The following is a 24641-nucleotide window of genomic DNA, read 5'->3' as shown; positions in this document are numbered from 1 at the left end:
CTAAGACTTGCATGCATAACAACAAAAAAAGGTACTCAGATGAACGCGATTAATCGCCTCGCCGTTGCTATTTCCGTTGCCTCGTTGTTCCCCCTCAGTGCATTTGCCGCCGACTCCAAAGGTACGGTTGAAGTGGTGCATTGGTGGACCTCGGGTGGCGAAAAAGCGGCTGTGGATGTCCTGAAGGCCCAAGTTGAGAAAGACGGTTTCACCTGGAAAGACGGTGCCGTCGCCGGCGGTGGTGGCGCGACTGCCATGACCGTGCTCAAAAGCCGCGCCGTCGCTGGCAACCCACCGGGCGTAGCCCAGATCAAAGGCCCTGACATCCAGGAATGGGCGTCCACCGGCCTGCTCGACACCGATGTGCTCAAAGACGTCGCCAAAGAAGAAAAGTGGGATTCGCTGCTCGACAAAAAAGTCTCCGATACCGTGAAGTACGAAGGTGACTATGTCGCCGTACCGGTCAATATCCACCGTGTGAACTGGCTGTGGATCAACCCGCAAGTCTTCAAGAAAGCCGGCATCACCAAGAACCCGACCACCCTCGAAGAATTCTACGCAGCGGGCGACAAGCTCAAGGCCGCGGGTTTCATTCCGCTCGCCCACGGTGGCCAGCCTTGGCAGGACAGCACCGTGTTCGAAGCCGTAGTCCTGTCGGTGATGGGCGCCGATGGCTACAAGAAAGCCCTGGTCGACCTGGATAACGCCGCGCTGACCGGCCCGGAAATGGTCAAGGCCCTGACTGAGCTGAAGAAAGTCGCGACCTACATGGATGTCGACGGCAAAGGCCAGGACTGGAACCTGGAAGCCGGCAAAGTCATCAACGGCAAGGCCGGTATGCAGATCATGGGTGACTGGGCCAAGTCCGAGTGGACTGCCGCCAAGAAAGTCGCCGGCAAGGATTATGAGTGCGTAGCCTTCCCAGGTACCGACAAAGCCTTCACCTACAACATCGACTCCCTGGCGGTGTTCAAGCAGAAAGACAAAGGCACTGCGGCCGGTCAGCAGGACATTGCCAAAGTCGTGCTGGGTGAAAACTTCCAGAAAGTCTTCAGCATCAACAAGGGTTCGATCCCTGTTCGAACCGACATGCTCAATGAAATGGACAAGCTCGGCTTCGACTCCTGCGCCCAAACTGCAGCCAAGGACTTCCTGGCTGATGCCAAGACCGGCGGCCTGCAACCAAGCATGGCGCACAACATGGCCACCACCCTGGCTGTGCAAGGCGCGTTCTTCGATGTCGTGACCAACTACATCAACGACCCGAAAGCCGACCCGGCCGACACCGCCAAGAAACTCGGCGCTGCGATCAAGTCTGCCAAGTAGGAACTAGCTACAAGCTACAAGCTACAAGCTGCAAGCTGCAAGCGGGGCGGTATGTCTTGACGCTTGCCGCTTGTAGCTGCCTTCAGTCTTATTATTGGATTTCCCCATGAGTTCTGTTGCTGTGTTCAGCAAGGCCTCGCCGTTCGATGCATTGCAGCGCTGGCTACCTAAACTGGTGCTGGCGCCCAGCATGTTCATCGTGTTGGTCGGCTTCTATGGCTACATCCTTTGGACGTTTGTGCTGTCGTTCACCACGTCCACGTTCCTGCCCAACTACAAGTGGGCCGGTCTTGCCCAATACCAGCGTCTGTTCGACAACGACCGCTGGTGGGTGGCGAGCAAGAACCTGGCCGTGTTCGGTGGGATGTTCATCGGTATTACCCTGGTGATCGGCGTGCTGCTGGCTGTATTCCTCGACCAGCGTATCCGTCGTGAAGGCTTTATCCGCACCATTTACCTGTACCCGATGGCGCTCTCGATGATCGTTACCGGTACGGCCTGGAAATGGCTGCTCAACCCGGGCATGGGCCTGGACAAACTCCTGCGTGACTGGGGCTGGGAAGGCTTCCGTCTGGATTGGCTGATCGACCCGGACCGCGTGGTCTACTGCCTGGTCATCGCCGCCGTGTGGCAAGCCTCCGGTTTCATCATGGCGATGTTCCTCGCCGGCCTGCGCGGCGTTGATCAGTCGATCATCCGTGCCGCCCAGATCGACGGTGCGAGCATGCCGCGTATTTATTGGAGCGTGGTGCTGCCGAGCCTGCGCCCAGTGTTCTTCAGTGCGGTGATGATCCTGGCGCACATTGCGATCAAGAGCTTCGACCTGGTGGCGGCCATGACCGCCGGCGGCCCGGGCTACTCGTCCGATCTGCCCGCGATGTTCATGTACTCGTTCACGTTCAGCCGTGGCCAGATGGGCATGGGCTCGGCCAGTGCCATCCTGATGCTCGGTGCGATCCTGGCGATCATCGTGCCGTACCTGTACTCCGAGCTGAGGACCAAGCGTCATGACTAGTCTCGCTGCCAAACCTTCCATCAGCCTGAGTCGCATCGCGATCTATGCGGTGCTGATCCTGGCGGTGTTGCTGTACCTGGTACCGCTGGTGGTGATGTTGCTGACCAGTTTCAAAACCCCCGAAGACATCAGCACCGGCAACCTGCTGAGCTGGCCCACCGTGGTCAGCGGTATCGGCTGGGTCAAGGCCTGGGCCACCGTGGATGGTTACTTCTGGAACTCGATCAAGATCACCGTGCCTGCGGTGCTGATTTCCACCGCCATCGGCGCGTTGAACGGCTACGTGCTGTCGATGTGGCGCTTCCGTGGTTCGCAGTTGTTCTTCGGCCTGTTGCTGTTCGGCTGCTTCCTGCCGTTCCAGACCGTGCTGCTGCCGGCGTCGTTCACCCTGGGCAAGATGGGCCTGGCCAGCACCACTACCGGTTTGGTGTTCGTGCATGTGGTCTATGGCCTGGCGTTCACCACACTGTTCTTCCGTAACTACTACGTCAGCATTCCGGATGCACTGGTGAAGGCCGCACGCCTAGACGGTGCGGGGTTCTTCACTATTTTCCGTAGGATCATTCTGCCGATGTCGACGCCGATCATCATGGTCTGCCTGATCTGGCAGTTCACTCAGATCTGGAACGACTTCCTGTTCGGTGTGGTGTTCTCCAGCGGCGACTCCCAGCCCATTACCGTGGCGCTGAACAACCTGGTCAACACCAGCACCGGGGCCAAGAAATATAACGTGGATATGGCGGCGGCGATGATCGCCGGGCTGCCGACCCTGCTGGTCTATGTGATCGCAGGCAAGTATTTCGTGCGCGGCCTCACGGCTGGCGCGGTCAAGGGGTAATCATGGCTACGCTCGAACTTCGCAATGTAAACAAGACCTATGGCCCCGGCCTGCCCGACACCTTGAAGAACATCGAACTGTCGATCAAGGAAGGCGAGTTTCTGATCCTGGTCGGCCCATCGGGCTGCGGTAAATCCACACTGATGAACTGCATCGCGGGCCTGGAGACCATCACCGGTGGCGCGATCATGATCGGTGATCAGGACGTCAGCGGCATGAGCCCCAAGGATCGCGACATCGCCATGGTGTTCCAGTCCTACGCCCTGTACCCAACCATGAGCGTGCGCGAGAACATCGAGTTCGGCCTGAAAATCCGCAAGATGCCCCAGGCCGATATCGACGCCGAAGTGGCGCGCGTGGCCAAGCTGCTGCAGATCGAACATTTGCTCAACCGCAAGCCGGGCCAGCTTTCCGGCGGCCAGCAACAGCGCGTGGCCATGGGCCGTGCCCTGGCGCGTCGGCCGAAGATCTACCTGTTCGACGAACCGCTGTCCAACCTCGACGCCAAGCTGCGGGTCGAGATGCGCACCGAAATGAAACTGATGCACCAGCGCCTCAAGACCACCACGGTCTACGTGACCCACGACCAGATCGAAGCGATGACCCTGGGCGACAAAGTGGCGGTGATGAAGGACGGCATCATCCAGCAATTCGGCACGCCGAAGGAAATTTACAACGACCCGGCTAACCTGTTTGTGGCAAGCTTTATCGGTTCACCACCGATGAACTTCGTTCCTATGCGTCTAAAACGCAAAGACGGGAAGTTGGTAGCGCTGCTCGACAGCGGCCAGGCCCGTTGCGAATTGCCGCTGGGGATGAACGACGCCGGTCTGGAAGACCGCGATGTGATCCTGGGCCTGCGCCCGGAGCAAATCGTGCTGGCGGCGGGGGAGGGCAATGGCTCGTCGAGTATTCGCGCCGAAGTCCAGGTTACCGAGCCTACCGGCCCGGACACCCTGGTGTTCGTGCAGCTCAATGACACCAAAGTCTGCTGCCGCCTGGCACCGGATGTGGCACCGCAAGTGGGGGAGACCCTGACCCTGCAGTTCGACCCGGCCAAGGTGCTGCTGTTTGACGCCAACACCGGCGAGCGTTTGGGCACTGTCGCCGCGTTGCCTGCTCAGGTGCCTGCCGACAACGTGACCCAGTTCAAGGGCCGTTGATTGAGATAAGTTGTTGTTTTGGTTAAAAAATGTAACCCGCGTTAGATAAAAACAGTTTAATAACAATAAAGACGAGGATGTAGGGATGAAAAAGCAACACAACAACACTCGGCTGATCTGCCAACTGTCAGCAGCAGCAGCCCTGGTATTGTCCGCCAATGCGATGGCGGCCGATGCATTCAGCGCCGATTCCAAGTGGATGACCGGCGACTGGGGTGGCGAGCGTACCAAGCTGATCGAGCAAGGTATCGACATCAAGGCCGACTACGTCGGGGAAATGGGCTACAACGCCCACGGTGGTTACAACGACGACAAGACCGGTCGCTACTCCGACCAGTTCGGTCTGGGTGTGGCGCTGGACCTGCAAAAACTGTGGGGCTGGGATAACACCCAGGCCAAGATCCAGTTGACCAATCGTAACGGCCAGAACATCTCCAACGACCGTATCGGCGACCCGCGTGCCGGCACGCTGAGTTCGTCCCAAGAAGTGTATGGCCGTGGCCACATGGTGCGTCTGACCCAGTTCTGGATCCAGCACCAGATGTTCGACAACAAGTTGGACGTGAAACTGGGCTACTTCGGTGAAGGCGAAGACTTCAACACCTTCCCATGCGACTTCCAGAACCTGTCGTTCTGCGGCTCCCAGGTCGGTAACTACGTCAACACCTGGTACAACTGGCCAGTCAGCCAGGCGGCTATCCGCGTCAAGTACAACATCACCCCTGAGCTGTATGCCCAGATCGGTGCCTACAACCAGAACCCGTCGCAGCTTGAACACGGCAATGGCTTCAAACTCAGCGGCAGTGGTACCAAAGGTACTGTGATCCCGGTGGAATTGGTCTGGTCGCCGAAAGTGAATAACCTGCCGGGCGAATACCGCGTGGGTTACTACAAGAGCGCCGCCGATGCTCCGGATGTTCGCGAAGACGTCAACGGTGGCGATGCGGTCCTCAGTGGCGCTGACTTCCGTACCCGCAGCAGCAAAAAAGGCTACTGGTTCGTTGCGCAGCAGCAACTCACTACCCATAACGGCGACGCGTCGCGCGGCCTGAACATCGCAGCCAACGCCACGTTCCACGACAAGGAAACCAACCTGGTCGACAACTATCAGTCGCTCATGCTGGTGTACAAAGGCCCATTCGATGCGCGTCCAAAAGACGACGTCGGTATTGGCGCCGCGCGCCTGCATGTCAACAATGACGTCAAGCGCAACTCGGAACTGCTCAATGCCGCTAACGGCGTCAGCGACTATGACAACCCGCTGTACACGCCGATTCGTGAAACCGAATACAACTTCGAACTCAACTACGGCTTCCACGTTACCAACTGGCTGACCGTACGTCCCAACCTGCAATACGTCGTGCAGCCTGGCGGCGTGGACAAAGTCGACAACGCGCTGGTAGCGGGTCTGAAAATTCAGTCTACGTTCTAACGCTGTTGCGATAAGCTCCTTCTCTCTGTGCGCATTTGCGGATAGCCATGGCTATCCGCTTTTTTTTGCGCAGCACTGTGATACAGGACCGTGGCACATGCATGAGCATCCGCTGCAACGCTTTTTCAAATCCCTGCGCGAACGTCCAGTGTTCGCCTGGGAACGCTTTCAGATGCGCGACGTGTTGGTGATCGATCATCCGCTGTGCCAGGCGGTATTCAGTCGCCAGGGCGCGCAACTGTTGCATTTTCAGCCGCGTGGTCAGAAGCCCTGGCTGTGGTGCGCGGCCAAGTGGCCGCAGGTCGGTGCCATTCGTGGTGGCGTGCCGGTGTGCTGGCCATGGTATGGCCGTCACCCAAGCGAAAACGCCTGGCCGTCCCATGGCTGGGCGCGCCTGATCGACTGGAAACTGCTCGATAGCTCCAGCGATGACGAAGGCGTGAACCTGCACTGGCAATTGCAACTGTGCGACTGGCAGGTGGACCTGCACGCGCACCTGGGGGCTACCTTGGAATTGCGCCTGAGCACCGAGCATCAGGACGAACTGCCGTGCCAGTTGAGCCATGCGTTGCACGCTTACTGGCGTATTGGTCACGTTGATGAGGTAGCGCTGTCTGGGCTCGAAGGCGCGCAAGGTTACGATCAGCTCAACCGCCAGATGTGCCAGCAGGAGGGCGAGTTGCGCGTAGAGGGCGGATGCCAGCGGGTGTTCCAGCACGAAGGCGAACTGCACCTCAAGGACCATGCCTGGCAGCGCGAACTGTGCATCGACACGGGCGAGAGTGCCGACACTGTGGTGTGGCATCCGGGCAGCCGACCGCTATTGGGCGTGAGTTTTAACGAGGCGTCGGGGTTTGTGTGTGTGGAGTCGGCGATGGCCGGGGCCAGTTTGGCGCCGGGGGAGCGGGCGCACCTGAGTTTGCAGGCTCGGGCTGGAGTCTAGCGTTGTTGCTGATGGCCTCATCGCGGGCAAGCCCGCTCCCACATTTGCAACGCATTGCCCTGTGGGAGCGGGCGCACCTGAGTTTGCAGGCCCGGGCTGGAGTCTAGCGTTGTTGCTGATGGCCTCATCGCGGGCAAGCCCGCTCCCACATTTGCAACGCATTCCCCTGTGGGAGCGGGCGCACCTGAATTTGCAGGCTAGGGCTGGAGTCTAGCGTTGTTGCTTATGGCCTCATCGCGGGCAAGCCCGCTCCCACATTTGGAACGCATTGCCCTGTGGGAGCGGGCGCACCTGAGTGTGCAGGCCCGGGCTGGAGTTTAGCGTTGTTGCTGATGGCCTCATCGCGGGCAAGCCCGCTCCTACATTTGGAGCGCATTGCCCTGTGGGAGCGGGCGCACCTGAGTGTGCAGGCCCGGGCTGAAGTTTAGCGTTGTTGCTTATGGCCTCATCGCGGGCAAGCCCGCTCCCACATTTGCAACGCATTGCCCTGTGGGAGCGGGCGCACCTGAGTTTGCAGGCTAGGGCTGGAGTTTAGCGTTGTTGCTGATGGCCTCATCGCGGGCAAGCCCGCTCCTACATTTGGAGCGCATTCCCCTGTGGGAGCGGGCTTGCCCGCGATGGCGGCGGTACTGCTGGTAGAGATTCGAGCTTAGTTAAACTCATCCCCCACCGGATACCGGCTGTCATTCAAACTCTCTTTGATCTTGCGCAAATGCGGCTGGAAATCCACCCCGCGACGCAATGTCATGCCGGTGGCCAGCACATCCAGCACGGTCAGTTGGATGATCCGCGACGTCATCGGCATGTAGATATCCGTATCTTCCGGGAGTGGAATATTCAGGCTCACCGTACTGGCCTTGGCCAACGGTGAGTTCTCGGCGGTCACGCCCAGCACCGAGGCGCCGTTACTGCGTGCGATACGCGCCACTTCCACCAGCTCGCGGGTACGCCCGGTGTAGGAAATGATCACGAACAGCTCACCGGTATGGGCCACCGAGGCGATCATGCGCTGCATCAGCACGTCGGCGTGGGCGGTGACCGCCAGGTTGAAACGGAAGAACTTATGCAGGGCGTCCATGGCTACTGGGGCCGAAGCACCGAGGCCGAAGAAGTGGATCTGCCGGGCCTGGATCAGCAGGTCCACGGCCTTGCTGATCAGGTTCGGGTCCAGGGCCTGGCAGGCGCTGTCCAAGGAGGCGATGGCACTGCCAAAGATCTTCTGCGTGTAGGCCTCCGGGTTATCATCGGCCTCCACGGCGCGGCTGACATAAGCTGCGCCACTGGCCAGGCTTTGCGCCAACTGCAATTTGAGTTCAGGGTAACCGCTCACGCCGAATGAACGGCAAAAACGGTTGACCGTCGGTTCACTGACCGAGGCGGCCTGGGCGAGGGCGGCGATCGAGAAGCGTGTGGCCTGCTGCGGGTTGAGCAGGATGACTTCAGCGACTTTGCGCTCTGCCTTGTTCAAGTCTTCGAGGCGGCTCTGGATCTGCTCCAGAAGATTTCGCACGCGGTCCATTCAGTCTTTCCTTCGGGCGACGATGCAAATTTAAGGGCGGCAAGCAATCGACGAGCGGCCTTTTGCGGTGGCCTATCCTACTGAGGGTAGCTGAACACCACCACTCGCAATGCGTATTTCGGGAAAATGTTGTGGTTATTACTACATTTTTCCTTGAGTGATACCTTGAAAAAAGGTATTTGTAGCTTAACTTGATAAAAGAACAAACATCATGCCTTCGATAACCGTGGAACCCTGCACCTTTGCCCTGTTTGGCGCCTTGGGTGATCTGGCGCTGCGCAAGTTATTTCCTGCCCTCTATCAGCTGGATGGTGCAGGTCTGTTGCACGAAGACACGCGCATCCTGGCCCTGGCCCGTGAAGCCGGCTCCGAGCAGCAGCACCTGGCCCATATCGAAAAAGAACTGCGTAAATACGTCGGCAAGGAACTGGACGACAGCATCGCCCAGCGTTTCCTGGCGCGTCTGACCTACGTCCATGTCGACTTTATGAAAGCCGACGACTACGTGGCCCTGGCTGAAAAAGCCGGCACCGAACAACGCCTGATTGCCTACTTCGCCACTCCGGCGGCGGTGTATGGCGCGATCTGCGAGAATTTGTCCAAGGTCGGCCTGGCGGAAAACACCCGCGTGGTGCTGGAAAAGCCCATCGGTTCGGACCTGGAGTCCTCGCGCAAGGTCAACGACGCCGTGGCGCAGTTTTTCCCGGAAAACCGCACCTACCGCATCGACCATTACCTGGGCAAAGAGACCGTTCAAAACCTGATTGCGCTGCGTTTTGCCAACAGCCTGTTCGAGACCCAGTGGAACCAGCACTACATTTCCCACGTAGAAATTACCGTGGCGGAGCAAGTGGGCATCGAAGGTCGTTGGGGTTATTTCGACAAAGCCGGCCAGCTGCGGGACATGATCCAGAATCACCTGTTGCAGCTGCTTTGCCTGATCGCCATGGACCCACCGGCCGACCTGTCCGCCGACAGCATCCGTGACGAGAAGGTCAAGGTGCTCAAGGCCTTGGCGCCGATCAGCCCGGACGGCCTTACCACCCAAGTGGTGCGTGGCCAGTACATCGCCGGTTACAGCGCCGGCAAGCCGGTGCCGGGATACCTGGAAGAAGAAAACTCCAACACCCAGAGCGACACCGAAACCTTCGTCGCCCTGCGCGCCGATATCCGCAACTGGCGTTGGGCCGGTGTGCCTTTCTACCTGCGCACCGGCAAGCGCATGCCGCAAAAACTGTCGCAGATCGTTATCCACTTCAAGGAACCGTCCCACTATATCTTCGCCCCCGAGCAGCGCCTGCAGATCAGCAACAAACTGATCATCCGCCTGCAACCGGACGAAGGGATTTCCTTGCGGGTAATGACCAAGGAGCAGGGCCTGGATAAAGGCATGCAACTGCGCAGCGGCCCGCTGCAACTGAATTTTTCCGACACCTACCGCAGTACGCGCATTCCGGATGCCTACGAGCGTTTGCTGTTGGAAGTGATGCGCGGCAATCAGAACCTGTTTGTTCGCAAAGATGAAATCGAAGCCGCGTGGAAGTGGTGTGACCAGTTGATCGCCGGTTGGAAAAAATCCGGTGATGCGCCCAAGCCGTATGCGGCGGGCTCCTGGGGGCCGATGAGCTCCATTGCACTGATCACGCGGGATGGGAGGTCATGGTATGGCGATATCTGAATTGAAACTGCCGCAGGGCGTCAGCGCCCATGAGTACCGTACGCCTGCGTTGCTGGCGGACGGTTTGGCCAACGATGTGGCCGAACAATTGCGCACGGCCATCAGCGCCCGTGGCGAAGCGACGCTGGTGGTGTCCGGTGGGCGCAGCCCGGTGGCGTTTTTCCAGAACCTGGCCAAGCAGGGCCTGGACTGGTCCAAGGTCACCATCACCCTCGCCGATGAGCGCTGGGTGCCGGTAGAGCATGCCGACAGCAATGCCGGCCTATTGAAGAAATATCTGCTGCAGGGCCCGGCCGCCAAGGCGCGGTTCCTCAGTTTGTACAGCGCCACCGCGAACCTGGAAGAGGCTGCCGAGCAGGCCGATCGCCTGCTGGCCGAACTGCCCGCCATCGATGTGCTGGTGCTGGGCATGGGCGATGACGGCCACACCGCGTCGCTGTTTCCCAACAGCCCGAACCTGAACGAAGCCCTGCAGCCCGACGGTACCCGCCGTTGCTGGCCCATGCTGGCGCCGACCGTGCCGCACCAGCGCCTGACCATGAGTCGCGCGTTGCTGGCCACGGCCCGCTACACCGTGCTGTCGATCTCCGGCAGTTCGAAATTGACCACTTTGAGCGCCGCGCTGGCCAGTGACGACGTCGCCGCCATGCCGATTCGCGCGTTTCTGCAACCTACTTTAGAGATTTACTGGTGCCCATGAGCCAAGGATCAGCCGCTATGAAAAGCCCTCAACCGACCGTGTCCATGGCGGATAAAGTTGCCTTGATCGACAGCCTCTGCGCCAAGGCGCGGATCCTGCCGGTGATCACCATCGCCCGCGAACAGGACATTCTGCCCCTGGCCGATGCCCTGGCGGCCGGCGGCCTGACGGCGCTGGAAGTAACCCTGCGTTCGGAGTTCGGCCTCAAGGCTATTCAGGTGCTGCGCGAGCAGCGTCCTGAACTGTGCACCGGCGCCGGCACCGTGTTGGATCGGCACATGCTGGAGGCCGCGGAAGTGGCCGGCTCGCAGTTTATCGTCACCCCCGGGATTACCCGCGACTTGCTCGAAGCCTCGGTGCACAGCCCGATCCCGCTGTTGCCGGGTATCAGCAATGCGTCCGGCATCATGGAAGGCTATGGCCTGGGCTACCGTCGTTTCAAATTGTTCCCCGCTGAAGTCAGCGGTGGCGTAGCGGCAATCAAGGCCCTGGGCGGCCCGTTCGGCGAAGTGAAATTCTGCCCGACCGGCGGCGTCGGCCCGGCCAATATCAAAAGCTACATGGCGTTGAAAAACGTGATGTGCGTGGGCGGCAGCTGGATGCTCGACCCAGAGTGGGTCAAGAACGGCGACTGGGCACGCATCCAGGAAGTTACCGCCCAGGCCCTGGCGCTGTTGGATTGATCTGATTTACCGAATCGTTGTTGCTGTGCTTAACGGCATTTTTGCGGTGCACTTGGTCGGTGTACCGCTTTTTTTTGCCTGCAATAAACCTGCGCCTGCTTTTATAGAGGGCTGCGGTGCAGTTCGCCGATGGCAGTGACCAGATGATGGATGTCCGCCACCGAGGTGACCAACCCGGGGGTGATCCGGATACACGTCCCGAACGAGGCCCCAACACGGGTCGTGGTGAAGAGGTTGTAGTCCTTGAGCAAACGGTCCGCCATCGCCTGCTGGTCCCGACCGCTGAATTTGAAAGCACTAATCCCGCAATACAGCCTCGGGTCATCCGGCGTCAGCACCTCGATCCCCGGCAATGACCTTACCTGGCTCACCCATGTATCCCGCAGGTAATTGACCCGCGCACCTTTGGCAGCCGCGCCACCCAGTGCCCGATGCTCATCCAATACCAGTGGCAAGGTCATCAGCGCCGGAAAATTCGGCGTGCTGTAGGACGTCCGCGCGCGTACATCGGTGATGGGGTAGTGGAACTCGCCCATGTCCGGGTCGATATCGGCCAGGCGCTCGGGGGCGATGTACAGGAAGCCCAGGGTCAACGGTGCGCCGATCCATTTGTGCAGGTTGAACCCGGCGAACTGGATGCCCAGCTCGGTCAAGTTGAAGTCGATCTGGCCAAGGGCGTGGGCACCGTCGAGGATCACGTCAACACCGTGCGTCCGTGCTGCCTGAGCAATGGCGGCCACTGGCATTACCAGCCCGGTGCGATGGGTAACGTGGGTCAGGGCCATCAGCTTGAGACGCGGGTATTGGGCGAAGGCATCGCGATAGGTCTGTAGCAGGCTGTCGAAACTGGCCGGATGGGTGTGGGACAGTTCGATAACCTCCACACCGCGATGCGCCGCCAGCCAGCGCATCGCGCCCTTTACCGTGTCGTACTCCAGATCGCTGATCAGCACTTGGTCACCCGGTTGCAGGCGGTTGTAGTTGCGGATCAGCGACTGCAAGGCTTCGGTGGCGTTGCGGGTGAATGCCACCGACTCGGGTTCCACCTCTATCAAGGCGGCGAGCTGGCGCCGGATCTCGATGTTTTCGCCCTGTTCGAAACGCTGGCGCACATACACCGCATTGCTGCGGTTGATAAACGCCACATGCTCCAGGTACTGGGCCTGCACCGCGCGACTCATGCGGCCGAAGTAACCGCTCTCAAGATTGATGGGGCCTGGCTCGCAGTCATAGCGTTGAGCGATGGCTTGCCAATGCGCTTCGTTTTGGGCGTTGCGGGGCATGGGTGGGCTCTTAATGGCGTGGGGCAGGCTTGCCGTGTTTGGCGCGCAGCGGTTCGAGCAGTTCTGACAGACCGTTGTGGTCAATTTCCTGCATCAGCGCCAGCAGACCACCCAGTTCGCCGTGGGGGAAACCTTCGCGAGCGAACCAGTTCAGGTAGGGGCCTGGCAAGTCGGCAATAATCCGCCCTTTGTATTTGCCGAAAGGCATTTCGCGGGTGATCAGCAGTTCGAGCTTTTCCGGGTTCATGAACGTCAGATGGTTACGAGAGGGTCTTGGAAAATACAGGCATTCTGCATGAAGGCCAAATGACAGATCATGCAAATAACGTACATACAGATGGTTCAATATTTCGTAAGTAATTGAATTTAAACAATAAATTTATTTTTCAAAACCTGGCACGGGCGCTGCAATCATTAAGACAACCTTTCTCAACCCACATAAGGAATTGGAAAATGACTGACATCAACAAAGAATCGATCTCCGTACTGAACGACCTGATCGAAACCAGCATCGACGGCCAAAAAGGCTTTAAAGAGTGCGCTGAAGACATCAAGCACCCAGAACTCAAGGCGCTGTTTGCCAAGCGTTCCGCCGATTGCGCCACCGCTGCCGCCGAGCTGAAAACCGCCGTGCGTGCCTTGGGTGGCGATCCGGAAGATTCCGGCAGCATGGCAGGCGCACTGCACCGTGGCTGGGTCGACGTGAAGTCGATGGTTACCGGTAAAGATGAAGAGGCTGTGCTGAACGAAGCCGAGCGCGGTGAAGACCACGCACTGAAGGCTTACCGTGAAGCGATCGAGAAGATCAACAAGCACAACCTGCTGGGCATTCGTGACCTGGTTGAGCGTCAGTACCACGGCGTGCAACGCAATCACGACCAGGTTAAAGCCCTGCGTAACCAGGCTCGCGCTCAGTCGTAAGCTTACCGCCTAGTCGATGTGGGAGGGGGCTTGCCCCCGATAGCAGTGAATCAGTCGATGTTTCAATGACTGACTCACCGCAATCGGGGCAAGCCCTCTCCCACATTTGTATTCAGCCGATGCTGATCGGCGGCAGCTCGGTCAAGGTCACCACCTGCTGTTTACGCGGCGCAAGAATCTCTGCTTCGCCATCCACTACCAACTCGTCGCGCTGGTTGAACACGCGGGTGGCAATCCGCACGCGGAACTTGGGCAGTTTCTCCAGGATTTCCAGGCGCACCGTTAGGGTGTCGCCGATCTTCACCGGCTTCTGAAAGCTCATCTGCTGACCGATATAAATCGTGCCCGGCCCAGGCAGTTCGCAGGCTACGGCTGCGCTGATCAAAGCGCCGCTGAACATGCCGTGGGCGATACGCTCCTTGAACATCGTGGCCTTGGCGTATTCGGCGTCCAGATGCACCGGGTTGTGATCGCCAGACATCGCCGCGAACAGCTGGATATCGCGCTCTTCGACAGTCTTGCTGTAACTGGCGGTCTGGCCGACTTCAAGGGCTTCATACGGGGTGTTGGTTACCTGGGTCATCTAAGAGCGCATCCTGTGGCTAATCGGTAATTTAATTTGCTGATTTTAAAGGAAAATTTATTCGCAGCGGGCAGGCCGTTGCAAACTCAGGGCGTGATCCAGCCATGTCACCACATCCGCCGTGACTTGCGCACGATTGGTCTCATTGAACACTTCATGACGCGCCTGGGGGTAAATAGTCAGTTGCAGGTGCTGGCAGCCGGCCGCTTGCAGGGCTTGAGCCAGGTGGGTGAGACGCTTGCCCTCGCTCACCGGATCACATTCGCCGCCCATCACCAGAATCGGCAGGCCCGGATCGATCTGCGCGAGGTTGGACGCTTTGCTGATCTGCTGCAAGCCGCCAAGCAAATCCACCCACAGTTGGTTGGTGCAACGGAAACCGCAGAGGGGATCGTTGACGTACTTATCCACCTCATCCGGGTCGCGACTAAGCCAGTCGAAGGCCGTGCGGTTGGGTTTGAACGCTTTGTTGAAAGAGCCAAACGACAGGAAGTCGATCACGGCGCTGCGACCCCGCAGGCCCTGGCGCAGGCGTTCGGCGCGAGCGATCAGGCGCGCGGCGCGGTATAGCGCCACCGGCTGGAAATTCGACCCACTGAGAATCGCCCCATGCAGGCTGCCACTGTGGTGCAGCAGATAAGCCTGGGCGATATAACTGCCCATGCTGTGCCCCAACAGTACGATCGGCAGCCCCGGATGCTGTTGGCCGATGTGTTGGTTGAGGCTGGCCAGGTCGCCTACCACTTTGTTCCAGCCATCGTGCTCGGCGAACAACCCCAGAGTGCCTTCATCGGCGGTCCGTCCATGGCCTCGCTGGTCCAGCGCGTACACACCGTAGCCCGCATCGCCCAGGGCCTCGGCCAGGCGGGCGTAGCGCCCACTGTGCTCGGCCATGCCGTGGGACACCATCACCACAGCCTGGAGCGGCCCCTGTGGCAGCCATTGGTTGACGTATAGGCGGGTATGGTCGTTCGCAGTCAGCCAGAAGGTGCTGTGGTTCATGGCGGTTCCTTTGCTCGGTGTCGTTTCAGTGTATCGCTGATCTTCTGGCAAGCGGCTGATCAGTACAGGCCCTTGTAGGAAGATTCACGCAGTTGATGACACTCTTTCCTGTATTTGCCTGATTGGCCATAGCTGCTAACGTCCCCAAAGCTCCGCTTTCCATCGCAGCATAAAAGCGGCCGGACACACTCAGGTACAGAGGACAAGAATAATGCAACCTGATTTCTGGAATGACAAACGCGCGGCGGGCGTTCCCAATGACATCGACCTCACCACCTACAAGTCGGTGATCGAAGTCTTCGAGCGTTCCTGCAAAGCCTTTGCCGACCGTCCGGCATTCAGCAATATGGGGGTGACCCTGACCTACGCCGAGCTTGAGCGCCAGAGCGCGGCGTTCGCCGGTTACCTGCAGCATCACACCGACCTCAAGCCCGGCGAGCGCATCGCCGTGCAGATGCCCAACGTATTGCATTACCCCATCGCGGTGTTCGGGGCGCTGCGCGCCGGGTTGATCGTGGTCAACACCAACCCCTTGTACACCCCGCGGGAAATGCGCCACCAATTCAAGGATGCCGGCGTGCGGGCGCTGGTCTACCTCAACCTGTTCGGTTCGCGGGTGCAGGAAGTGTGTGCCGACACCGAGATCGACTACCTGATCGAAGCCAAAATGGGCGACTTCCTGCCCGCCGCCAAAGGCTGGCTGGTCAACACCGTGGTCGACAAGGTCAAGAAGATGGTCCCGGCCTATCACTTGCCACGCGCAGTATCGTTCAAGCGTGCCCTGCGCATGGGCGCGGGCCTGAGCGTGACCCGCCACCCGGTGACCCTGGATGACATCGCCGTGCTGCAATACACCGGCGGCACCACTGGCCTGGCCAAAGGCGCGATGCTGACCCACGGCAATCTGGTGGCCAATATGCAGCAGGCGCGGGCGTGCATGTCCCAGGTCAGCGATAACGGCCAGCCGCTGGTACGGGAAGGGCAGGAGGTGATGATCGCGCCGCTGCCGCTCTACCACATCTATGCCTTTACGGCGAACTGCATGTGCATGATGGTGACCGGCAACCACAACGTGCTGATCACCAACCCGCGCGACATCGGCGGGTTTATCAAAGAGTTGAAAAAGTGGCGGTTTTCCTGCCTGCTGGGGTTGAACACGCTGTTTGTCGCGCTGATGGACCATCCGGATTTCAAGACCCTGGATTTCTCGCACCTCAAGATCACCAATTCCGGCGGTACCGCGCTGGTCAAGGCCACCGCCGAGCGCTGGAAGGCCCTGACCGGTTGCACCATCGGCGAAGGCTACGGCCTGACCGAAACCTCGCCGGTGGCCAGCACCAACCCCTACGGTAGCCAATCGCGGCTGGGCACCGTGGGTATTCCAGTGCCGGGTACGGCCATGAAGGTGATCGATGACGAAGGCCGCGAATTGCCCCTGGGGGAGCGTGGCGAACTGTGCATCAAGGGCCCACAGGTGATGAAGGGCTACTGGCAGCAACCGGCGGCAACCGCCGATACCCTGGATGCCGAAGGGTGGTTGAAAACCGGTGATATTGCGGTGATCGACACCGATGGCTTTGTGAGCATTGTGGACCGCAAGAAAGACCTGATCATCGTCTCCGGCTTCAACGTGTACCCCAACGAAATCGAAGACGTGGTCATGGCCCACCCGGCAGTGGCCAGTTGCGCGGTGATCGGCGTGCCGGACGAGCGCACCGGGGAGGCGGTGAAGCTGTTCGTGGTGGCGCGGGCTCAGGGGGTCAGCCTTGAAGAGCTGAAGGCGTACTGCAAAAGCAACTTCACCGGCTACAAGGTGCCCAAGCACATCGTTTTGCGTGAGTCGTTGCCGATGACGCCCGTGGGCAAGATCCTGCGCAGGGAGCTACGCGACATCGCCTGACCCTGAAGTGAAGTGCAATAAAATATGGGAGGGGGCTTGCCCCCCGATGGCAGCGCAACAGTCACCATTTGTATCGACTGTTTAATGCCATCGGGGGCAAGCCCCCTCCCATATTTGTCTGTGTTTAATCTGCTAAGGCTTGTTCTAGAGCCTTTTTTGCGGATATAGAATCTTTGCTCTAAAAATGACCATTAGATATTCATGAGTCATGTTTATGACTGTAGGGCCCTCTTTTGGCTCTAGTCGGCCCTCGGCAAAGCTGCTACTCTCGGCGCGCTTTGTGACCTCTCGGCCTGCTTGAACGCGCCAGACTCACCTTAAAACGTAAAAAACATACACCAATAATAATCGCATCAAATGCGATGATGAATTCGCGTCGCTGAGGAGTGGGCTTCCATGAACGAAGACTTTTGGAAGGATAAGTACCCCGCCGGGATTGCTGCAGAAATCAATCCAGACGAGTATCCAAATATTCAGGCGGTACTTAAACAGTCCTGCCAGCGCTTCGCTAACAAACCGGCGTTCAGCAACCTGGGCAAGACAATCACCTACGGTGAGTTGTACGAATTGTCCGGCGCCTTCGCCGCCTACCTGCAACAGCATACCGACTTGAAGCCTGGCGATCGAATCGCCGTGCAACTACCCAACGTTCTGCAATACCCAGTCGCTGTGTTCGGTGCCATCCGCGCCGGCCTGATTGTGGTCAACACCAACCCGCTGTACACCGCGCGGGAAATGGAACACCAGTTCAACGATTCCGGCGCCAAGGCGCTGGTCTGCCTGGCCAACATGGCCCACCTGGCGGAAAAGGTCGTGCCCAAGACCGCCGTCAAGCATGTGATCGTCACCGAAGTCGCGGACCTGCTGCCGCCGCTCAAGCGCCTGCTGATCAACAGCGTCATCAAGTACGTGAAGAAAATGGTCCCGGCGTATCACTTGCCCCAGGCGATCAAATTCAACGACGTGCTCGCCAAGGGACGCGGTCAACCGGTCAGCGACGCTAACCCGGTCAGCAGCGACGTGGCCGTGCTGCAATACACCGGTGGCACCACCGGCGTCGCCAAGGGCGCAATGCTGACCCACCGCAACCTGGTGGCCAACATGCTGCAGTGCAAGGCGCTGATGGGCTCCAACCTCAATGAAGGTTGCGAGATCCTGATCACACCGCTGCCGCTGTACCACATCTATGCATTCACCTTTCATTGCATGGCGATGATGCTGATCGGCAACCACAACATCCTGATCAGCAACCCGCGCGACCTGCCGGCGATGGTCAAGGAGCTGTCGAAGTGGAAGTTCAGCGGCTTTGTCGGCCTGAACACGCTGTTCGTGGCGTTGTGCAACAACGAAGCCTTCCGCAAGCTGGACTTCTCCGCGCTGAAAGTCACCCTCTCCGGCGGTATGGCCCTGCAACTGGCAGCGGCCGAGCGTTGGAAAGCCGTGACCGGTTGCGGTATCTGCGAAGGTTACGGCATGACCGAGACCAGCCCGGTGGCCACTGTGAACCCGATCCAGCATATCCAGATCGGCACCATCGGCATTCCGGTGCCTTCGACGGTGTGCAAGGTCATCGCCGACGATGGCACCGAGCTGCCGTTGGGTGAAACCGGCGAGCTGTGCGTCAAGGGCCCGCAAGTGATGAAGGGCTACTGGCAGCGCCAGGATGCCACCGACGAGATGCTCGACAGCGACGGTTGGCTCAAGACCGGCGACATCGCGATCATCCAGCCCGATGGCTATATGCGCATCGTTGATCGCAAGAAAGACATGATCCTGGTCTCCGGCTTCAACGTGTACCCCAACGAGCTGGAAGACGTATTGGCGGGCCTGCCGGGCGTGTTGCAGTGTGCAGCCATCGGCGTGCCGGACGAGAAGTCCGGGGAACACATCAAGCTGTTTATTGTGGTCAAGCCGGGTGCGACCCTGACCAAGGAGCAGGTGATGGAGCACATGCGCGCCAACGTCACTGGCTACAAGGTGCCCAAGGCGGTGGAATTCCGCGATGCCTTGCCGACGACCAACGTCGGCAAGATCCTGCGTCGCGAGTTGCGCGATGAAGAGCTGAAGAAACTCGGTCTTAAAAAGTAACGCAATTCAAATGTGGGAGGGGGCAAAGCCACCTCCCACATTTTTTCTGACCGCGGCTCTTACAGGGCAAACTGGGCGAAGTTCACACCCGCACCCGCCGGACGCACATCTTTCAAGAACGAGTCCTTATCCGCGCTCAGCTCCAGAGTGATTTCCGGCTTGCGCTTGCCCGCATTACGCACCACCAGCCCTTCGAGTTTCTCGCGCAGAAACACCGTCGGCACCTTCAGGTGCAACAACTGGTCGGTCTCGGCGTTGTGCATCAGCAGGTGAATCCACTCGTACTGGCCCACCGCAATCCGTGCCACCGGCAGATCAAACCACCAAATGTTGCGTTTGCGGTCCAGGTCGGTGAAATGGCAGTTGTTGACGCCGAGTACGGCACCGCCCAGTTCCTGGTTTCTGCGGGCAATGGCCTGTGCTTTATTGAGTTTCATAACCTTCCTACGGGATCTGTTATTCAGCCTTATAGCCTGAATGTGCCGCGCATTCTCATGGGTTGGCCGCAAAACATAAAGCCCAACCTGTGCGCACCGATCAAATGCACCCTGAAAATAATTGAAACTCTGCCGAATCCGCTCCGGTCAATCTTCATGTAACGACCAATAACCCTTGATTGTTCTTTCGGAGAAATACCATGGGCAGCACAGCGGATAAGGCAAAAGGCTTGGCCAACGAAGCGGTCGGCAATATTAAGCAAGGTGTCGGCAAAGCCACCGATAACGACAAAATGCGCGCCGAAGGCGTCGTCCAAGAGAAGAAGGGCGAAGCTCAGCAGGCGGTCGGCAAAACCAAAGATGCCGTTAAAAAAGCCACCAAGTAACGCTGGCTTTGGCGGGTGTTAACCCGCTGTCCTGCGGCCATCCACGGATGGCCGTTTTTGTGTCGCCTGCTGCAACTAAAGTTTGGAAATTGTTTCAAAGTCGCCAGATGGGCTACTTTGATGTAGAAAACGGCCCTTGAGTCGCCCATGACCTTATCCTCTTTGCGGCGAAAGGAGACGCTATGATTTTTCCAGTACTTGATGGTCTCAAGCTGCACAAAGTGCTGTTGCGCACCGTCAAGGAATTCGTCGACGACGAAATGCCCACCTATGCCTCGGCGCTGGCTTACCAGATGCTGTTCTCGCTGTTTCCGTTTCTACTGTTTTTGATTGCGCTGATTGGTTTCCTGCACCTGCCGGACTTCTTCAGCTGGCTGCGCCTGCAGTCGGAACTGGTGCTGCCGCCCCAGGCGCTGGAGCAGGTCAATCCGGTGATCGACCAGTTGCAGCAATCCAAGGGTGGCCTGCTGTCGGTGGGTATCGTGATCGCGCTGTGGACGGCCTCGGCCGGCGTGCGCCTGATGATGAGCGCCATGAACGCCGCCTACGATGTGGTCGAAGGTCGGCCGATCTGGAAGCGTTTTCCGCTGTCGATCTTCTACACCGTAGGCATCGCCGGGATGTTGCTCGCCGCCGCCGCGCTGATGGTGCTCGGTCCACAGGTGATGGAGTGGCTGGCCGGGCAGATCGGCATGCAGGAATTCGTGGTCACCCTGTGGACCATCGTGCGTTGGCCGCTGATCGTAATTCTGCTGATGTTCGCCGTGGCGCTGATGTACTACGTGATGCCCGATGTCGAACAGAAATTTCGCTTTATCACCCCCGGTTCCGTACTGGCGGTGGTGGTGTGGATCATTGCCTCGCTGGGGTTTGGCTACTACGTCAAGACCTTCGCCGATTACAACGCCATGTACGGCAGCATCGGTGCGATCATCGTGCTGCTCCTATACTTTTACATATCATCCGCCGTGCTGTTGCTGGGTGCGGAGATGAATGCGGTGATTGAACACATGTCAGCCGAAGGCAAGGAACCGGGGGCCAAGGATTTCGATGAGCCGCCGGTCCATGAGAAACAACATGTTTCCGGCCTTGGCCGTGACCATTCCATTAAGCCCACTACTGACGAAGCCTGATCAATGATCCGTGAAATCCTGAAAATGGGCGATGAACGCTTACTACGCATCGCCCCTCCGGTTCCGCCGGAAATGTTCGACAGCCCCGAACTGTGGCAACTGATCGATGACATGTTCCAGACCATGGAGCATGTGGGGGGGGTAGGCCTTGCCGCGCCGCAGATCGGCGTGGATCTGCAATTGGTGATCTTCGGTTTTGAGAGCAGCGAGCGCTACCCGGACGCGCCGGCCGTGCCCCAAACCATCCTGATCAACCCACTGATCACGCCACTCAGCCCGGTGCTGGAAGAAGGCTTCGAAGGTTGCCTGTCGGTGCCTGGCCTGCGCGGTGCGGTGAACCGCTACCAGCAGATCCGTTATGAAGGTTTCGATCCCAAGGGCGAGCCGATCGTGCGCTTTGCCGATGGCTTCCATGCGCGGGTGGTGCAACACGAATGCGACCATCTGATCGGCCGGTTATACCCATCGCGCATCACCGACTTCAGCAAGTTCGGCTTCATCGACGTGATGTTCCCGGAGTTGGATCCCGCCACGGCGGATTAATCGAAGGAATGCCGATCAGCATGTGGAAAAAGGGGCTTGCCCAAGCCTTGGTTAGCTACACAAAATCCAAGCGTGCTCACCACAGGGGATCGGCCCACAACGTGGTTGTGGTGAGCGGGCTTGCCCCGCGCCGGGCCGCGAAGCGGCCCTCTCTTCAGACACCGCGGTGTGCCAGACAAAAAGCATGGGCCCATTCCCTCTCGGTCACCTGCTATCCGAGGGCGGCCTCACTCTCGATTCCAAGCCCATCGCGATCATCGGTTTGTTGCGCTTGTAACGCACCAGCCGCTCGCTGAGGGACTGCGGCAATCGCGTGTCCTGGGTAAAGCCTATCCGCTGATACAACCGCTCCAAGTCAGGATGGCACAACAACCATACCGTGCCCTCGGCTGACGCCACTGCCTCAAGGATCAACCGCGCCGCCAAACCCTGGCCGCGATAATCCGGCGCCACAAACACGCCCGTCAGCCACTGCCCGCCCACCACGGGTGTCAGGCACAACCCGGCGACAATGTCGCCATCGCGCGCCACCCATAAACGCCCGCCCTTGAGCGCCTTCATCGATGAATCGTGGCGGCGGTAAAACTTGTTCAGCAGCGGCCATAGGGGCTCTGGCAGTGGATCAATGGGCAACTCGGGCATGGTATTCAAGCAGGCGTCGTGATGGGGCCAGGATTATAAGCGCCTTCTGCCGGGCAATAGGTGGTATACCCAATGCTGCATCCCTTCACAGTGGAGTACGCAGCATGGCTAAAGGCATGGATTCAAAGAAAGCCGCGAAGAAAAAACCGGCAAAGACCGCCGATGAAAAACGCGCAGACAAGAAAGCCAAGAAATCCGAAACAGGTCTGTTCGGGCACTGATCCGCAAACGCCTGCTCGCTCAGGTGCGAGCAGGCTTGCGAAGCCGTTCGACGACGACACGATCATGCTGGATGAACGCAGCGTTCTTGGAGGCTTTGCGAGCAAAAAACTCGCGGCCAGTGACGTCAGATAGCCGCCAGGGTTTCTTTCAACGTTCGCGCCTGAGGCTCAGCTGTCTTCGCCGCTACTTGCTGTTCCTGCTGTTGCTTCAAGCGTTCAGCCACTTGCTTGGAAATCGCGTCCTGCTTTTCCTGGGACATATTCTGCACATCCGCCTCGGTCAGCCCTTGTTCCTTGAGCAATTGCTCGCGGATGCGTTCGGCAGGGGATTTGCTCATATAGTCAGTGAATTCCGCGCGAGCCCCGGAGGTCGAGCTGGTTGCCGGTACTTCACTGGCGGTACTGGCTGTCTGCAATTGCACGCGGGTCTTGGCGAAGGCTTCGTCGATACGGTCGGCGGCCTTGTTCAATTCCTTCTGCGCGGCCGGTACGGTCACGCTTTGCTGCGCCGCTTGCAGGGCGCCGCTGTACAGCGCGCTGGCGGCGGCGTTGGCGGGGTCCATGTCGGGTCGCTTGATCTGTTGAACGGTCGACACGGCTTGGGTGTTGTTGTTTACCAGCATGATCGGTCACCTGTGTAATGTTCGGTGCCACAGCTTGAGCAAATAACATGCCGAGTGCCAGACCCCCGGTTTTGCTGGGGGCGGCGCGCCGTCGGCGGCAACACTTATCCCGCCAACGGCCAATCGTTGCCGTCAATGGGCGATATGTTCCAGGGCCAAGTTGCGCGTGCGTGGCCCGAACCAACTGATGGTGATCATCACAATCAGCATGCTGCTGGCGATAAATGCCAGCACCCCCGGTGTGCCCAGGTGTTCGAGGATGAACCCGATCAGCAGGCTGCTGAACACCGTCGACAAGCGGCTGAACGAGTAACAGAACCCCACCGCCCGCGCACGAATATTGGTGGGGAACAGTTCGCTCTGGTACGAGTGATAACTGAAGCTCAGCCAGGCATTGCAGAAGGTAATCATCACGCCGCAGAACACCAGCCCTACCGCCGTGGTCTGTAGTGCGAACAGGCTGCCGAAGATCACGGCGCCCATGGCCGAGCCGACGATCTGCCACTTGTTTTCAAAGCGGTTGGCCACCTTCACGAACAGCAATGGCCCCAGCGGGTAGGCGAGGGTGATGATAAAGGCGTACAGCAGGCTGTGGGTCACACTCACGCCCTGACCCGACAAGAGCGCCGGCAACCAATTGCCAAAGCCGAAAAAGCCGATGGCCTGGAACACATGGAACACGATCAGCATCAACGCCCGGCGCCGATACGGCGGTTGCCAGATATCGGCAAAGCGCCCGCTGCCCTGCACGCTGACGGCCTGTGGCTCGGGCTCGTCCAGCGGTTTACCGTGATCCTTGCGGCAGCGCGCCTCCAGGCTGTCCATGATCTGTCCGGCCTCATCGAAGCGGCCTTGTTGCGCGAGCCAGCGCGGTGACTCCGGCAAGCGCTTGCGCAGTTGCCAGATAAATAACGCAAACACCGCGCTGCTCAGCACCACCCAGCGCCAACCGGCGATCCCGAACGGCGCCTGGGGCACCAGCCACCACGACATCAACGCCACCGCCGGGACCGACAGAAACTGGATAAAAAACGCGAAGGCAAACGCCGAACTGCGCATGCGCTTGGGCACCAGTTCCGAGAGATAGGCGTCGATGGTCACCAGTTCGATGCCCAGGCCGATCCCCACCAGAAAACGCATGCCGATAATGCCCAGGGCGGAGGTCTGGATGCCCATCAACACCGTGGCCACCGTGTACCAGATCAGCGCAAAGGTGAAGATCGCACGACGCCCGAAGCGGTCGGCAATCGGGCTGAGCAGGCTGGCGCCGAGGAACAGGCCCAGAAAGGTCGCGGAGGCGAATGCGGCCTGGTCGGAGAAACCGAACACGCCTTCGCTGCCGGTGTGAAAAATCCCATCGCTGATCAGGCCGGGGCTGATATAGGCGGTCTGGAACAGGTCATACAGCTCAAAAAAACCACCGATGGACAGCAGCGCCACCAAGCGCCAGACGGTAGCGACGGCGGGCAGGCGGTCGATGCGTGCGCTGATGTGGGCAGCGCGCAGCGGGTCGATGCCGTCTGTGGTTGAAGCGGCGAGTGTGGACATGGTGAGCGATTCCAGGTGCAGGACCTGGAATCTT

Annotated in this window: 24 protein-coding genes; 15 read left to right on the top strand and 9 right to left on the bottom strand. The window is 59.1% G+C overall.

Annotated elements, in window-relative coordinates; translation table 11 throughout:
* Positions 1-39: 39 nt before the first annotated feature.
* The 6 genes from HRH33_RS21170 (at position 40) to HRH33_RS21145 (ending at position 6717) form a co-directional block, all read left to right on the top strand.
* Entirely contained in the window at positions 40-1326 is a 1287-nt protein-coding gene (locus HRH33_RS21170) for an ABC transporter substrate-binding protein (protein ID WP_034100070.1), read from the top strand.
* Positions 1327-1432: 106 nt separating this feature from the next.
* Entirely contained in the window at positions 1433-2341 is a 909-nt protein-coding gene (locus HRH33_RS21165) for a carbohydrate ABC transporter permease (protein ID WP_034100069.1), read from the top strand.
* Positions 2334-3179 (top strand): carbohydrate ABC transporter permease, encoded by an 846-nt coding sequence (locus tag HRH33_RS21160; RefSeq protein WP_173603547.1) that lies wholly within the window; start codon positions 2334-2336, stop codon positions 3177-3179. Before HRH33_RS21165 ends, HRH33_RS21160 begins: the two co-directional genes overlap by 8 nt.
* A gap of 2 nt (positions 3180-3181) precedes the next feature.
* Positions 3182-4342 carry an ABC transporter ATP-binding protein gene (locus tag HRH33_RS21155; protein ID WP_123478740.1) on the top strand — a complete coding sequence of 387 codons (1161 nt, stop codon included), beginning with the start codon at positions 3182-3184 and terminating at the stop codon, positions 4340-4342.
* Positions 4343-4427: 85 nt separating this feature from the next.
* Positions 4428-5774, top strand: coding sequence for a carbohydrate porin (locus tag HRH33_RS21150; RefSeq protein WP_034139099.1), 1347 nt, complete (start codon positions 4428-4430; stop codon positions 5772-5774).
* 97 nt (positions 5775-5871) lie between these two features.
* Complete coding sequence (locus HRH33_RS21145; RefSeq protein ID WP_034114960.1) at positions 5872-6717, top strand: D-hexose-6-phosphate mutarotase; 846 nt, start codon at positions 5872-5874, stop codon at positions 6715-6717.
* A gap of 649 nt (positions 6718-7366) precedes the next feature.
* Here HRH33_RS21145 and HRH33_RS21140 read toward each other — a convergent pair.
* Entirely contained in the window at positions 7367-8227 is an 861-nt protein-coding gene (locus HRH33_RS21140; protein ID WP_169868275.1) for a MurR/RpiR family transcriptional regulator, read from the bottom strand.
* A gap of 220 nt (positions 8228-8447) precedes the next feature.
* On the opposite strand from HRH33_RS21140, the gene zwf reads away from it, so the two are divergent.
* From zwf to HRH33_RS21125, 3 genes are read left to right on the top strand one after another with little or no spacing between them, the layout of a single operon-like run.
* Complete coding sequence (gene zwf, locus HRH33_RS21135; RefSeq protein WP_167416687.1) at positions 8448-9914, top strand: glucose-6-phosphate dehydrogenase; 1467 nt, start codon at positions 8448-8450, stop codon at positions 9912-9914.
* The gene (gene pgl / locus HRH33_RS21130) at positions 9901-10614 is read left to right on the top strand and encodes a 6-phosphogluconolactonase (protein ID WP_034100055.1); all 714 of its coding nucleotides are present in this window, start codon (positions 9901-9903) and stop codon (positions 10612-10614) included. The genes zwf and pgl overlap by 14 nt, the downstream gene beginning before the upstream one ends.
* Before the next feature lie 17 nt (positions 10615-10631).
* A complete protein-coding gene (locus tag HRH33_RS21125) occupies positions 10632-11297 on the top strand; it encodes a bifunctional 4-hydroxy-2-oxoglutarate aldolase/2-dehydro-3-deoxy-phosphogluconate aldolase (RefSeq protein ID WP_026067364.1) in 666 nt (221 codons plus the stop codon).
* Between the two features lie 101 nt (positions 11298-11398).
* On the opposite strand, the gene HRH33_RS21120 is transcribed toward HRH33_RS21125, so the two are convergent.
* A complete protein-coding gene (locus tag HRH33_RS21120; protein WP_167416688.1) occupies positions 11399-12580 on the bottom strand; it encodes an aminotransferase class V-fold PLP-dependent enzyme in 1182 nt (393 codons plus the stop codon).
* A gap of 10 nt (positions 12581-12590) precedes the next feature.
* On the bottom strand, positions 12591-12827 hold the full coding sequence (locus HRH33_RS21115) for a DUF3820 family protein (protein WP_003213031.1): 237 nt from the start codon (positions 12825-12827) through the stop codon (positions 12591-12593).
* A gap of 206 nt (positions 12828-13033) precedes the next feature.
* On the opposite strand from HRH33_RS21115, the gene HRH33_RS21110 reads away from it, so the two are divergent.
* Complete coding sequence (locus tag HRH33_RS21110) at positions 13034-13501, top strand: ferritin-like domain-containing protein (protein WP_034139096.1); 468 nt, start codon at positions 13034-13036, stop codon at positions 13499-13501.
* Between the two features lie 112 nt (positions 13502-13613).
* Here the strand turns inward: HRH33_RS21110 and HRH33_RS21105 are convergent, their stop codons facing one another.
* Positions 13614-14084 carry a MaoC family dehydratase gene (locus HRH33_RS21105; protein WP_003175719.1) on the bottom strand — a complete coding sequence of 157 codons (471 nt, stop codon included), beginning with the start codon at positions 14082-14084 and terminating at the stop codon, positions 13614-13616.
* A 57-nt stretch (positions 14085-14141) separates the two neighbouring features.
* Positions 14142-15086: an alpha/beta hydrolase gene (locus HRH33_RS21100; RefSeq protein ID WP_167416690.1), complete on the bottom strand. Its 945-nt coding sequence runs from the start codon at positions 15084-15086 to the stop codon at positions 14142-14144.
* A gap of 211 nt (positions 15087-15297) precedes the next feature.
* Here HRH33_RS21100 and fadD2 point away from each other — a divergent pair, with 211 nt between their 5' ends.
* Both fadD2 and fadD1 read left to right on the top strand, forming a co-directional pair.
* A complete protein-coding gene (gene fadD2, locus HRH33_RS21095) occupies positions 15298-16986 on the top strand; it encodes a long-chain-fatty-acid--CoA ligase FadD2 (protein ID WP_094065410.1) in 1689 nt (562 codons plus the stop codon).
* A 396-nt stretch (positions 16987-17382) separates the two neighbouring features.
* Complete coding sequence (gene fadD1, locus HRH33_RS21090) at positions 17383-19074, top strand: long-chain-fatty-acid--CoA ligase FadD1 (protein WP_167416691.1); 1692 nt, start codon at positions 17383-17385, stop codon at positions 19072-19074.
* Positions 19075-19133: 59 nt separating this feature from the next.
* Here fadD1 and HRH33_RS21085 read toward each other — a convergent pair whose 3' ends face one another.
* Positions 19134-19511, bottom strand: a complete 378-nt coding sequence (locus tag HRH33_RS21085; RefSeq protein WP_024077075.1) for a hypothetical protein — start codon at positions 19509-19511, stop codon at positions 19134-19136.
* Positions 19512-19711: 200 nt separating this feature from the next.
* Between HRH33_RS21085 and HRH33_RS21080 the strand changes: the two genes are divergently transcribed.
* The 3 genes from HRH33_RS21080 (at position 19712) to def (ending at position 21573) form a co-directional block, all read left to right on the top strand.
* Complete coding sequence (locus HRH33_RS21080; protein WP_034100043.1) at positions 19712-19897, top strand: CsbD family protein; 186 nt, start codon at positions 19712-19714, stop codon at positions 19895-19897.
* A 182-nt stretch (positions 19898-20079) separates the two neighbouring features.
* The gene (locus HRH33_RS21075; RefSeq protein WP_034100041.1) at positions 20080-21030 is read left to right on the top strand and encodes a YihY/virulence factor BrkB family protein; all 951 of its coding nucleotides are present in this window, start codon (positions 20080-20082) and stop codon (positions 21028-21030) included.
* Positions 21031-21033: 3 nt separating this feature from the next.
* The gene (gene def, locus HRH33_RS21070) at positions 21034-21573 is read left to right on the top strand and encodes a peptide deformylase (protein WP_034100039.1); all 540 of its coding nucleotides are present in this window, start codon (positions 21034-21036) and stop codon (positions 21571-21573) included.
* 204 nt (positions 21574-21777) lie between these two features.
* Here def and HRH33_RS21065 read toward each other — a convergent pair whose 3' ends face one another.
* From HRH33_RS21065 to HRH33_RS21055, 3 genes are all read right to left on the bottom strand, one after another.
* Complete coding sequence (locus HRH33_RS21065) at positions 21778-22215, bottom strand: GNAT family N-acetyltransferase (protein ID WP_167416711.1); 438 nt, start codon at positions 22213-22215, stop codon at positions 21778-21780.
* 346 nt (positions 22216-22561) lie between these two features.
* Positions 22562-23059, bottom strand: coding sequence for a hypothetical protein (locus HRH33_RS21060; RefSeq protein WP_167416692.1), 498 nt, complete (start codon positions 23057-23059; stop codon positions 22562-22564).
* A gap of 132 nt (positions 23060-23191) precedes the next feature.
* Positions 23192-24607, bottom strand: coding sequence for an MFS transporter (locus tag HRH33_RS21055; RefSeq protein WP_167416693.1), 1416 nt, complete (start codon positions 24605-24607; stop codon positions 23192-23194).
* Positions 24608-24641 lie beyond the last annotated feature (34 nt).

It is taken from the genome of Pseudomonas rhodesiae, from assembly GCF_013285305.1.
GTDB classification, from domain to species: domain Bacteria; phylum Pseudomonadota; class Gammaproteobacteria; order Pseudomonadales; family Pseudomonadaceae; genus Aquipseudomonas; species Aquipseudomonas rhodesiae.
This window is presented reverse-complemented; position numbering and strand designations above follow the sequence as displayed.